11 protein-coding genes are annotated in these 11,778 nt (G+C 72.7%); all 11 read right to left on the bottom strand.

The features are described from left to right. Positions 1-90 precede the first annotated feature (90 nt). The gene (locus tag QFZ75_RS09865) at positions 91-1,425 is read right to left on the bottom strand and encodes a DUF692 domain-containing protein (RefSeq protein ID WP_307535632.1); all 1,335 of its coding nucleotides are present in this window, start codon (positions 1,423-1,425) and stop codon (positions 91-93) included. A 149-nt stretch (positions 1,426-1,574) separates the two neighbouring features. Then, positions 1,575-2,369 carry a DUF4142 domain-containing protein gene (locus tag QFZ75_RS09860; protein WP_307535630.1) on the bottom strand — a complete coding sequence of 265 codons (795 nt, stop codon included), beginning with the start codon at positions 2,367-2,369 and terminating at the stop codon, positions 1,575-1,577. Between the two features lie 143 nt (positions 2,370-2,512). Further along, entirely contained in the window at positions 2,513-3,268 is a 756-nt protein-coding gene (locus QFZ75_RS09855; protein WP_307535628.1) for a peptidyl-tRNA hydrolase, read from the bottom strand. Between the two features lie 116 nt (positions 3,269-3,384). Then, a complete protein-coding gene (locus QFZ75_RS09850; RefSeq protein ID WP_307535626.1) occupies positions 3,385-4,245 on the bottom strand; it encodes an aldo/keto reductase in 861 nt (286 codons plus the stop codon). Between the two features lie 129 nt (positions 4,246-4,374). Beyond that, positions 4,375-5,196: a polysaccharide deacetylase family protein gene (locus QFZ75_RS09845; RefSeq protein WP_307535623.1), complete on the bottom strand. Its 822-nt coding sequence runs from the start codon at positions 5,194-5,196 to the stop codon at positions 4,375-4,377. Positions 5,197-5,296: 100 nt separating this feature from the next. Beyond that, positions 5,297-6,217, bottom strand: coding sequence for a PPK2 family polyphosphate kinase (locus QFZ75_RS09840; RefSeq protein WP_373465834.1), 921 nt, complete (start codon positions 6,215-6,217; stop codon positions 5,297-5,299). Positions 6,218-6,304: 87 nt separating this feature from the next. Next, positions 6,305-7,666 carry a PhoX family protein gene (locus QFZ75_RS09835; protein WP_307535621.1) on the bottom strand — a complete coding sequence of 454 codons (1,362 nt, stop codon included), beginning with the start codon at positions 7,664-7,666 and terminating at the stop codon, positions 6,305-6,307. Between the two features lie 190 nt (positions 7,667-7,856). Then, positions 7,857-9,365: a SulP family inorganic anion transporter gene (locus QFZ75_RS09830; protein WP_307535619.1), complete on the bottom strand. Its 1,509-nt coding sequence runs from the start codon at positions 9,363-9,365 to the stop codon at positions 7,857-7,859. Continuing rightward, complete coding sequence (locus QFZ75_RS09825) at positions 9,362-9,952, bottom strand: carbonic anhydrase (protein ID WP_307535617.1); 591 nt, start codon at positions 9,950-9,952, stop codon at positions 9,362-9,364. Before QFZ75_RS09825 ends, QFZ75_RS09830 begins: the two co-directional genes overlap by 4 nt. Before the next feature lie 154 nt (positions 9,953-10,106). Next, the gene (locus tag QFZ75_RS09820; RefSeq protein ID WP_307535615.1) at positions 10,107-10,493 is read right to left on the bottom strand and encodes a hypothetical protein; all 387 of its coding nucleotides are present in this window, start codon (positions 10,491-10,493) and stop codon (positions 10,107-10,109) included. A gap of 164 nt (positions 10,494-10,657) precedes the next feature. After that, positions 10,658-11,758 carry a cell division protein ZapE gene (gene zapE, locus QFZ75_RS09815; protein ID WP_307535614.1) on the bottom strand — a complete coding sequence of 367 codons (1,101 nt, stop codon included), beginning with the start codon at positions 11,756-11,758 and terminating at the stop codon, positions 10,658-10,660. Positions 11,759-11,778 lie beyond the last annotated feature (20 nt).

Genomic DNA, 11,778 nt, shown 5'->3' with positions numbered 1-11,778 from the left:
TCAGTGCGTTCGTGGTGGGACCGGCATAGTACTTCGAGGATCGCGGTGAGCGGGATCACAGGTGGGGGAGCCGCCGCGCCTCGCGCGTGCTCAGCGCCGGAGCAGGACCCGTCGCGTGGCGCGGGCCAGCCGGGCCGCCGGGCGCCGCGACAGCGGGGCGGGGCCCGAGCGCTCCAGCCACCAGTCGCTCAGCCGCTGCCGCACGCCGGCGTCCTCGACGCGCGCGTCGAACAGCAGGTGCGCGGCGAAGTCCAGCGCGTCCCGCCGGTAGCCGTCGGTCATGGGGTGGCCGTGCGCGTACGCCAGGAAGGCCCGGCGGTAGGACCCGGCGAGGATCTCCGGCAGCTCCGGGGCGACCTTGGCCACCACGTCGGCCCGCTTGCCCGCGAGCGCCCGGGCCTGCACGGCCAGCCGGGTCCGGTCGAACCCCTCGGGCACGGGGGTCCCGCCGACGAGCGCGGACAACAGTGCGGCCTGGGCGAGCGCGAGCCGCTGCCGTGCGGGCCCGGTGGCCGCCGGCCTCTCGCCGGGGACCCGGTCGCCGTCGGCCTTCGGCAGCGGGGTGCTGCCGGTCCCCGCGGGCGCGCCGGTGCTCTTCCGCGCAGGTGCGTCCACCGTCGCGCGGATCGCCGCGAGTTCGCGTTCCAGTTCGGCCGGCTCGGGGAAGTTCTCGTCGCGCTCCAGGAGCACGCCCGGCGGACGGACACGGGAGGCCAGTTCGGCGAGGACGTCCAGGACCGCCTGCGGCACGGCGTGCGCGTGACTGTCGTGCCAGACCCCGTCGCGCTCGAAACCGCCGGCGACGTGGACGTAGGCGATGGCCTCGACGGGCAGTTCGGCGAGCGCCTTCGCCGGGTCCTCGCCCCGGTTGACGTGGTTGGTGTGGAGGTTGGCCACGTCGATGAGCAGGCGTACGCCGGTGCGGTCGACCAGGTCGTACAGGAACTGGCCCTCGGTCATCTCCTCGCCGGGCCAGGAGATCAGGGCCGCGATGTTCTCCACCGCGAGCGGCACCGGCAGCGCGTCCTGGGCGATACGGATGTTCTCGCACAGCACGTCGAGAGCGTCCCGGGTGCGGGGCACGGGCAGCAGGTGCCCGGCCTCCAGCGGCGGCGAGGCGGTCAGCGCCCCGCCCGCCCGGACGAACGCGATGTGCTCGGTGACCAGCGGGGAGCCGAGGGCCTCGGCCCGGGCGGCCAGGTCGGCGAGCCGGCCCTCGGCGGGGCGGTCGGCGCCGCCGAGTCCGAGGGACACCCCGTGCGGCACCACCGTGACACCGCGCTCACGCAGGCGCAGCAGGGACGCGGGGAGGTGCCCCGGGCAGACGTTCTCGGCGACGGCCTCGACCCAGTCGATGCCGGGCATGCGCTCCACGGCCTCGGCGATCTCCGGCCGCCACCCGATTCCCGTACCCAGCTGCTCCATCGTTCTCCCCCTCCACCACGGCTGCACCAGGACCTGTGTGTCGTCTCCTTCGACGGACGTGCGTTCCGGCGTGACCGGGTGATGGCCCCGCGGAGCGGGGCCGAACCCGTCGGCGGGGACTTTCAGAGCAACATTTGAGGTTCCCGGGTCTACTGCGAGGACGCCGAGGCGTCCGGGTCCTCGGGGTCGGGCCGGTTCGTGTTGACCGTGCCGGGCTCGCCGGGGGAGGGCCGCGACGTGGTGTCGATGTCACCGGTCGCCGCGGCGGGCGGCGCCGAGCCGGGGGTCACACCGGGGACGGGCGGCGGCGGACCGCTCGGGCTGGCCGTGGCACCGGCCACCGAGTCGTTGGCGATCGCCTCGAAGTCGACGGCGCCGGTCTTCTCCAGCACCGTGATGTGGTCGAGCACGGTCTGGTTGGCGTCCGAGGCGAGCTGGCGCACCAGGGTGTTGCGCGTCTGGTTCCGTACCGCCCCGATCGCCGGGAAGATCTTGCCGTGGGCGGAGCGCAGGAGGTTCGCCCACACCTTCGGGTAGTCCGCGCCGCTCGCGTCGGTCATCTGCTGCAGCCAGCCCTGCTGCTGCGCGTTCGGCTGGTTCGGCAGTTCGACGCCGAGCTCCCGCGCGACGACCCGCACCCGCTTGTCGAGGTCGGTGTGGCCGACGATCAGGTGGTCGGCGGCCTCCTTCATCGCGGGACTGGGATTGCGTTCGAGGGCCTGCTGCCCGGCGGGCAGTTCCCACAGTCCCGCCAGCCGCACCCGGACGATCAGGTCGCGGTCGGTGGCGGTCAGCGGTCCCCACTTCGTGGGTACGGTCCCGGCGGCGAGGTTCGCCGGTCCCGTGCCGGCGCGGTCGGTGTACGACCACACGGGGAACGCGAGCGCGCCGAGTGTTCCGACGAGTGCCACGATGACGAGGGCCGTACCGTTGATACGCCGCACAGGTGCCTCCGGATTTTTACCAACTGGTCGTTGGGAATCTGTACTTGGCCAGCGACAGAAGATACGTACGGGGCGGCGGGACCGTTCAACGGTTCATGTCTGCTCCGTCACAGTGCTCACAGCGCTCACAGCGCTGACAGCGCTCATACGGGTCCCCGCCGGTCGGGGCGCAGTGCCGGGTGGTCGGCCACCACCGTGCACGAACCCGGGGCGATCTCCGTGAAGCCCGCGTCGCGCACCAGCGGGAGGCCGCTCGTGAGGAGCCGCTCCCACCGCGGGGGCCCGGCGGTGCGGACGGCGAGGGGGAAGCCCGCCTCGCGCCAGGCGGTGCGGTCCTCCTCCGTCAGTCCCCACCAGGCGAGCTGGGCGCCGTGGCCGGCCTGGGCCATCGCCTTGCCGGCCGACATGTCCAGATCGGGGCTGAGCCAGAGCACGGGCACGGCCTCGTCGGGGTCCGCCGGCGGTTTCGGGTCGTCGAGGTCCGTGCCGGAGACCTGGAGGCGGGCCAGGTCCTTGGGCCATCCGTCCAGCGGGACCGGCGGGAAGACGCGGACCTCGGCCGACCTGCCGGTGACGGTGATGCCGGGCAGGGCCTCCGCGCGACGCCACTCGGCGCCGCGGGCCCGCCGGACGACCTTGCGGATACGGGCGTCCTGCCAGTCGTGGACCGCCTGCGCCCACTCGCCCTCGCCGAGCGAGCGCTCGTCGCCGAGGAGGACGAGGACGGCGCGGGCGGCGGTTTCCAGGGCGTCCGTGCGGGCCGGTGGTTCGTTCCGTTCGATACGCACGACCAGGGGCAGTACGAACTGCGGGGCCTCGTCGCGGGTGGTCGGCTCGGGTCTGAAGGGGCTGTCCTGGGTTCCGCTGTCCGACGCGGCCGTCGTTTCGTCGCTGCTCACGCCCCCAGTCTGCCAGCGGGGCGCTCCGCGGGTTGGGCCGGTACGGGGGCGCGGGCCGGTAGGGAGGCGCGGGCCGGTGAGGGCCGGTCGCGCCGTTCCCCGCGCCCCCGAAGGGGCTAGGCCGCGTCGAGGCGGGTCAGTTCCTCCGCGGAGAGCTTCAGTTCCGCGGCGGCGGCCGAGTCGCGGATCGTCTCCGGGCGGGAGGAGCCCGGGATCGGGATCGTCACCGGCGCCTTCGCGAGGATCCAGGCCAGGCACACCTGCTGCGGGCTCACCCCGTGCTCGTCCGCCACCTCGGCGAACACGGCGTAGCGCGAGCCCAGCTCCCCGGCCTTCGAGATGCCGCCCAGCGGGCTCCACGGCAGGAACGCGATGCCCAGCTCCGCGCACAGTTCCAGCTCCGGTTCGCTGGAGCGGAAGGCGGGCGAGAACTGGTTCTGCACGCTCACCAGCCGGCCGCCGAGGATCTCGTTGGCCTCCCGGATCTGCCCGGGGTTCGCGTTGGAGATGCCCGCGTGGCGGATCTTGCCCGCGTCCAGCAGGTCACGGATCGCGCCGACCGACTCCGCGTACGGCACCTTCGGGTCCGGCCGGTGGAACTGGTAGAGCCCGATGGCCTCGACGCCGAGCCGCCGGAGCGAGGCGTCGCACGCTTTCCTCAGGTACTCCGGGGAGCCGTCGAGCGTCCAGGAGCCGTCGCCCGGACGCAGGTGACCGCCCTTCGTCGCGATCAGCACGTCCGACGTGTCACCGCCGTACCCGGCCACCGCGCGGGCGATCAGGGACTCGTTGTGACCGACCTCGTTCGCGTCCCGGTGGTAGGCGTCCGCGGTGTCGAAGAGCGTGACACCCGCGTCCAGCGCCGCGTGGACGGCCGCCACCGAACGTTCTTCGTCCGGGCGTCCCTCGATGGACATGGGCATCCCGCCCAGACCGATCGCTCCGACCCGGACGTCACCGATGGTGCGTGTCTGCATGGAGGTTCCTCCTGAAGGACTGCTCGTTCGGTATGTTCCAGCCTCCACCGCGGGGTTTTGGCCGTCCAACAAGAAGAATCGATCGCTTTGAGCGCCGGTGGTGCTGAATGCTGAATGGAGGGGTGCGGATCAGATCAGCTCCGACACCTTCACGAACCGGTACCCGCGCTCGCGGAGTTCGGGGACGAGGGTGCGCAGGGCCTCCTCGGTCGCCGGGGCCGCGCTGCGCGTGCAGTGCATGACGACCACGGAACCGGGCCGCACCCCGTCCAGCACCTGCCGCGCCACGGCCCCCGCGTCCGTCGCGAAGGCGTCCCCGCTCACCACGTCCCACTGCACGGCCGTCACACCGGTGGCACCCAGCGCCTTCAGCGCCCGGTGGTCGTAGCATCCGCCCGGGAAGCGGAAGTACGGCATCGGGTGCGCGATCCCCGCCCTGCGGAACGCGGCGAACGCCCGCTCCACGTCCGCCCGCATCCGTGCCGCGGGGACGGTCGGCAGTCCGTAGCAGTCCTCGGTGAAGGCGTGATGGCTGTAGGAGTGGTTGGCGACCTCGAAGAGGGGGTCCCGGCCGATGGCACGCGCCTGCCGGGGGTACTCCTCGGCCCACCGCCCCGTCATGAACACGGTCGCCGGCACCTCCAGCCGCCGCAGCGTCGCGATCAGCCGCGGATTGTCGAACCGCTCACCGGCGGCCGCCCGGGGTCCCTGATCGGCGGTCATGTCGGCGTCGAAGGTCAGCGCGACGGTCCTGTCGCGTGCCCGGGCCGCCCGCATGAAGACGGGGGTCAGCCCGCCCGGCCCCGGCGCGAGGGTCGGCGCCCGCGACGGCGAGCCGACGACGGGCGCGGGAACCGTGACGACTCGGGACGCCTCGGGAGCGCCGCAGGCCACGAGCCCCGAGGCGCCCAGCGCGCAGACCGCGGCGGCTCTCCACAGGAAGGTGTTCACGCCGGTGACATTAACCGTATGAGTAGGAAAAACGTCTCATATCGTCACCGGTGGTGTCGGGCGCCGGACGTCATGGCCCGGGTCCGCGGCCCGTCGCCGCTCAGCCCTGCGCCTGCAGCCGTGCCCGGCACTCCTCCACGTCGAAGTCCGGCCGCGGGTACCGGGGATCCATGCTCTTCAGATGTTCCAGCAGGAGGCGGCTGATCGCCCAGTTGCGGTACCACTTGCGGTCCGCGGGGATCAGGTACCAGGGGGCGGCGTCCGTGGCGCAGCGTTCGAAGACGGTCTCGTACGCCTCCTGGTAGGCGGGCCACAGGGCGCGTTCGTCGATGTCCGCGGGGCTGAACTTCCAGTGCTTGCGCGGATCGGCGAGGCGGCGCAGGAGCCGGCGGCGCTGCTCCTCGTACGAGAGGTGCAGGAAGCACTTCACGAGCGTCACACCGTCGTCGGCGAGGGACTGCTCGAACGCGTTGATCCGGCCGTAGCGGGACTCGATCTCCTCGCGCGGGGCGAGTGCGCGGACGCGTCCGATCAGGACGTCCTCGTAGTGCGAGCGGTCGAAGATGCCCAGCTCGCCGTGGTGCGGGAGCCGCTTCTCGACCCGCCGGAGGAAGTCGTGCTCCAGCTCCTCGCGGGTCGGCGCACCGAACGGCCGGACACGGCAGCCGACGGGGTTGAAGAGGCCGACGACGTGCTTGACCGTGCCGCCCTTGCCGCTGGTGTCCATGCCCTGCAGGACCAGCAGGACCCGGCGGCGGTCACCGGCGGTGCCGGCCGCCCACAGCCGTTCCTGGAGGTCGGCCAGGGGCCTGGCCATCCGTGCGACGGCCTCGCGGCCGTCGGTCTTGTTCCGCGGGTCCGTGGCGTCACCGGAGGACGCCGACGTGTCGTACGAGGAGAGGGAGATCCGTTCGCCGACGGGGAGGCGCAGCAGGTCGCGCATGACGGTGTCCTCGGCCACGGCCTCGGCCCGGGTTCCGGCTTCGGCCCCGTGCCCGCCGCCGCTGTCCTGCTCGGCCATCGTGTCCCTCCGGGGTGGTTCGCTCGGTGGTGTGTCGTGGACGGCCGGGGAGGGGCGCTCGCCGAGCGCCCCTCCCCGGTGCGGGCGCTACCTCCGCCAGGGGCCCGTCACCGCGAACGTCGTCCCCGGGGTGTAACAGTTCACGTACATCGTTTTGCCGTCGGGCGAGAAGGTGACACCCGCGAACTCGCCCCACTCCGGCTCGTCCGCGGTGCCGATGTTCTGGCGGCCCCGGGCCATCGGGTACACCTCGCCGCGCCGTGTCACGCCGAACACGTGCTGGGCCCCGTTGCCGTCCTCGCACACCATCAGGCCGCCGCTGGGGGCGAGGCAGATGTTGTCGGGGGACTCGCCGGGCAGCTGCACGTCCGTGTCGGGACCAAAGACGATCACCAGGGTGAGCCTGCGGGCGGCGGGGTCGTACCGCCAGATCTGGCCGTAGTGGTCGGCCGCCGAGCCCTCGGCGCTGTGCGCGAAGGAGGAGACGAAGTACACGCACGAGCCGCCCCAGTAGCAGCCCTCCAGCTTCTGCGCGTGGGTGATGCCCTTGCGGCCGAAGTCCTGGTCCCGGATGGGGGTCCCGGTCGCCAGCGGGTCCGGTACGTCGACCCACTCGATGTGGTCGAAGGTCGCGCCCGTCTCCTGGATCGAGGAGAGGTCCGGGACCCCCGGCACCCGCATCGCCTGCAGCCTGCCGCCCGCGCGCAGCGAACCGCGCCCGCCCTCCGGCTTCTTGGGCAGGAAGCGGTAGAAGAGGCCGAAGGGCTTGAGGAAGGCGTCCTCGGTCTCGTAGACGACACCGCGCTTCGGGTCGACGGCGATCGCCTCGTGCTGGAAGCGGCCCATCGCGGTCAGGGGCACCGCTCCGGTGCGGAGCGGGTCCACCGGATCGACCTCGAAGATGAAGCCGTGGTCCTTGGTGTACCCGTTCGTGCCGGCCCGGTCCTCGGTCTCCTCGCAGGTCAGCCAGGTGCCCCAAGGCGTGGGCCCGCCCGCGCAGTTGACGGCGGTACCGGCGATCGCGACCCGCTCGCCGACCACGTTCCCGCGCCGGTCGAGGGTCAGCGCCGTACAGCCGCCCTTGCCCGTCGGGTCGTAGGTGAGGCCGTCGACCGTCGGGACCGGGATCTTCGCGGTGACGCGGTTCTCGTGGTTGCGCACCAGGTGGACACGGCCGTCTCTGCCGGCGAAGGCGGCCATGCCGTCGTGGTTGCTGGGCACCTGGCCCTCACCGGAGCGCAGCTCGTCGCCCTCACGGGACAGCACCCGGTAACGGAAACCTTTCGGCAGGTCCAGCAGACCGTCCGGGTCGGGCAGCAGCGGCCCGTATCCGGAGTGGCCCAGCGCGGCGGCCGTACCGGTGAAGAGCTCCGACACGGCTCCGGTGAAGGCGATGCCCACTCCCAGGGCTCCGGAGCGGGCGAGCACTTCGCGTCGTGTTGCGGACATGGGACAACCTTCCTGTTGGCGGACAGGAGCATGTGACCCGCCTGTGTGTATCACGCGGTCCCGGCCACGTGAACCACGCGCGTAGCGTGGCGTTCCCGCGGACAGCCGGATGCCCCGGACACACCGAACGGCCCGTTCCGCGACTCCTGTCGGGTCGTGGAACGGGCCGCGGGGCGTTTGCGCGGGGTCGCTACGGCGAGGTGACCCTCACCGGCTCCGTCCCCTTCGCGCTGTGCCGCTGCGCCCAGTTCTCCAGCGCCGTGCGGCACGCGTGGTCGAGGTGGTGCAGGTCCGACAGGTCCACCGTCACCGGGCGGTCCTTCGGCAGCGCCTCCAGGTCGTCGAGTATCTTCGGCAGCCGCAGGAAGGTGGCGTTGCCCGACAGGTACGCCTGCACCGGCCCCGCCCCCTTGTCTATGACCTCCAGCTTGATGTGCGAGGCCTCCCAGGCCGTCTTGGCGACGGCGAGCGCGAGCCCGATCAGCACACCCTCGAACATGTTCACCGCGACGATCGACACGGCGGTGACCACCAGGATCACCGCCTCGCCCCGGTTGCCGCGCCACAGCGCCGCGATCGAGCGCAGCGGGATCAGCTTCCAGCCCGCGTGCACCAGGACGCCCGCCAGCGCCGGCAGCGGGATGTACGCGAGCGCGGCCGGCAGCAGCGCCGCGAACAGCAGCAGCCACACCCCGTGCAGCACCCGGGACGCCTTCGTCCGGGCGCCCGCGGACACGTTCGCCGAGCTGCGCACGATCACGGCGGTCATCGGCAGCGCGCCGAGCAGTCCGCAGACCGTGTTGCCCGCGCCCTGCGCCATCAGTTCCTTGTCGTACTCGGTGCGCGGCCCGTCGTGCAGCCGGTCCACGGCGGCGGCGCTGAACAGCGACTCCGCCGACGCGATCAGCACGAAGGCCAGGACCGTGCCGAGCACGCCCACGCTCGCCAGCCCGCCGACGGCCTCGAGCCCCGGCAACCGGATCGAGTCGAGCAGCCCGCGCACCTCGACCGTCGCCACCGGCAGGTCGAACGCCAGGGCCGCCAGCGTGGCCAGCGCCACCGCGGCGAGCGTCCCCGGCACCGTACGGACCTTCGCCGGCAGGTGCTTCCACAGCACGAGCACGGCGACGGTGGCGGCGCCGAGCCCGACCGAGGCCAGTGCCGTGGTGGATCCGGCGGAGTCGGCGACGAGCCCCGGCAGCCCGGCGAGCTTGTCCAGGCCCGACGCGGGGGCCTTCGCGCCGGCCACCGAGTAGAGCTGGCCCGCGATGAGGACCAGGCCGATCCCCGCCAGCATGCCCTCGACGACGGCCACCGAGATGGCCCGGAAGTAGCGCCCCAGCCTCAGGGCACCCATGGCGAGCTGGATCAGGCCCGTGACGAGCACGATGACGCCGAGCACGGCCAGTCCGTAGGCGCGCACCGCCTCGAAGACCAGCACGGTCAGACCCGCGGCCGGGCCGGAGACCTGGAGGCTGCTGCCGGGGAGCAGGCCGGTGACCAGACCGCCCACGATGCCGGTGATCAGGCCGAGCTCGGCGGGTACGCCCGACGCCACGGCGACCCCCACGCACAGCGGCAGGGCCACCAGGAAGACGACGAGCGAGGCGGTGAAGTCCTGCCGCAGGTACGGGAATCGCGGACGCCGGCCCGGGTCCGCCCCGCCGGTGGCCGCCGCCGTGTCCGTCGCGGCGCTCACAGTGCCTCGAAGGAGTCGGAGCGGACGTCGTGCGCGAGCACCGAACCGGTGTGCACCTCGTAGAACCAGCCGTGCAGGCCCAGCCGTCCGTCCGCCAGCCGCCGTTCCACGCACGGGTACGAGCGCAGGCGCAGCAGCTGGGTCAGGACGTGGTTCTGCACGGCCTCGGTGACGGTGGGGTCCTCGACGGCGCCGGCGGGCCGCGGGGTCGAGTGCGCGAGCCAGTCGCGTACGGCGGGCACGGCGGTCAGGTCGTCGCCGCGGACCAGCGCGCCGACGGCCCCGCAGTGGGAGTGGCCGCAGACGACGATGTCGCGGACGCCGAGCACCTCGACCGCGTACTCGACGGTGGCGGCCTCGCTGGTGGGCTGGGCGGAGGTGTGCGGGGGGACGATGTTGCCCGCGGTGCGCAGTTCGAAGAGTTCACCGGGCCGGGCTCCGGTGATCAGGGCCGGGACGACCCGCGAGTCGGAGCAGGTGATGAACAGGACCTGCGGGGACTGGCCTTCGGCGAGGCGGGCGAACTCCTCCGGGCGGTCCGCGGACCGCTCGCGGAAGGAGCGTGCGTGATCGATGAGGGGCTGCATGTGTCGATTCCTCCTGGCGCGCGTGAGGGCGCGTCGGTTGACAAGACGGAAGCGCATGCGGGTACGGCGACGAGACCCCACGTCTACGCGCTCGGCGGACGTGGCGTGGTGAGGGACGGGTCAGGTCGGAGTCGCTTCGTGCCCGGTGGCCGTCTCAGCAGCGGAAGACCTGGAGCGCCGCCGTGGAACGGTCGGCCGAGGATCTCGTCGTACGGTGGTGCGCCGCGGGCGCCGCGGTGTGCGCGGGGTCCTCGTGACCGGCCACGGCGTCCTTGAGGAGCACGGGACGCGTGGAGGCCGGCGGGACGTGGTCCGCGACGCGGATCCGGTCGCGGCTGCGCAACGGGCCGGTCGGGCCGTGTGTGTGCGCCGTCTCGGCGCAGGTGGCGAACTCGGCTCCCGGGTCGGGGCCGAGGAGCCGGTCCGTGTGCGCGGATGCGAACGTGGATGCGAATGCCGTGGTGGGGGCGGAGAGCTGCAGGGCCAGCAGGACGGCGACGAGAACGGCGAACAGCGTCCGGGCCGTCGTACCACGTCGCATGGGCCCCCCTCCCGTCCGCCTCCAGATCGAGCATTCCCTTGTTGACGCGAACGTTAACGCGGGAAGTTGTTTGCAGGGTTAACTTAACGTTTCACCCTGAAGAGATCCTGAAGAGGGCCGAAGAGTGCCGGTGGCAGGCCGGAAACCGCCGGGGCCGGGGCGGTTCAGCCGGATACGAGCGGTCCGGCGTCCCGCGCCAGCGCGGTGAGCCGGGAGATCGCGCGGAAGTACTTCTTGCGGTAGCCGCCGTTCAGCATCTCCTCGCTGAACAGCCCGTCGAAGGGCATTCCCGAGGCGACCACCGGCACCTCGCGGTCGTAGAGCCGGTCGGCGAGGACCACCAGCCGCAGCGCGGTGGACTGGTCCGGCACCGGTTGCACGTCCGTCAGGCAGACCGCCTCGACGCCGTCCGTCAGCGCGCCGTACCGGCTCGGATGCACCCGGGCCAGATGGCCGAGCAGCTGCGGGAAGTCGTCGAGCGAGGCGCCCGGCGTCGCGTACGCGGCCTTCGTCACCTGCTCGTCCGAGTACGGGGCCGGTGCCTCGGGCAGCCCGCGGTGGCGGTAGTCCTCGCCGTCGATGCGCAGCGACCTGAAGTGCGCCGACAGGCCCTGTATCTCGCGCAGGAAGTCGACCGAGGCGAACCGGCCCTCACCGAGCTTGCCCGGCAGCGTGTTGGAGGTCGCGGCGAGCGCGACCCCCGACTCGACCAGCCGGCCGAGCAGGCTGGACACCAGGACCGTGTCGCCGGGGTCGTCGAGCTCGAACTCGTCGATGCACAGCAGCCGGTGTCCGCCCAGAGTCCGCACGGTCTGCTGGAATCCGAGCGCGCCGACCAGGTTCGTCAGTTCCACGAACGTGCCGAAGGCCTTGAGCGAGGGCTCCGCCGGGGTCGCGTGCCACAGGGAGGCGAGCAGGTGCGTCTTGCCGACGCCGTACCCCCCGTCGAGGTACACACCGCGCGGGCCGGCCGGGACCTTCGCGGGCCTCCTGCCGAGGCCGAGGAAGCCGCGCCTGCCGGCGGTGCCGGGCGGGGGCCCGCCGAGACCGGCCGCGAACCCGGCGAGGACGCGTACCGCGTCGGTCTGGCTGGGCCGGTCCGGATCCGGGATGTACGTGTCGAAGCGGACCGAGTCGAAGCGCGGCGGCGGCACCATCTCGGCGACCAGCCGGTCCGCGGGGACGTGCGGCTCGCGGGCGCACAGGGACGAGGGGGCCGCCTCGGGTATCGCGCCGGATCCGGAGGCCGTGGTGGAGGCTGACACGGTTCCCCACTCTACGTCGC

The sequence above is a fragment of the Streptomyces sp. V3I8 genome, assembly GCF_030817535.1.
Classification (GTDB): Bacteria; Actinomycetota; Actinomycetes; order Streptomycetales; family Streptomycetaceae; genus Streptomyces.
The sequence above is the reverse complement of the archived record's forward strand: the minus strand, read 5'-3'. Positions and strand labels throughout refer to the sequence as shown.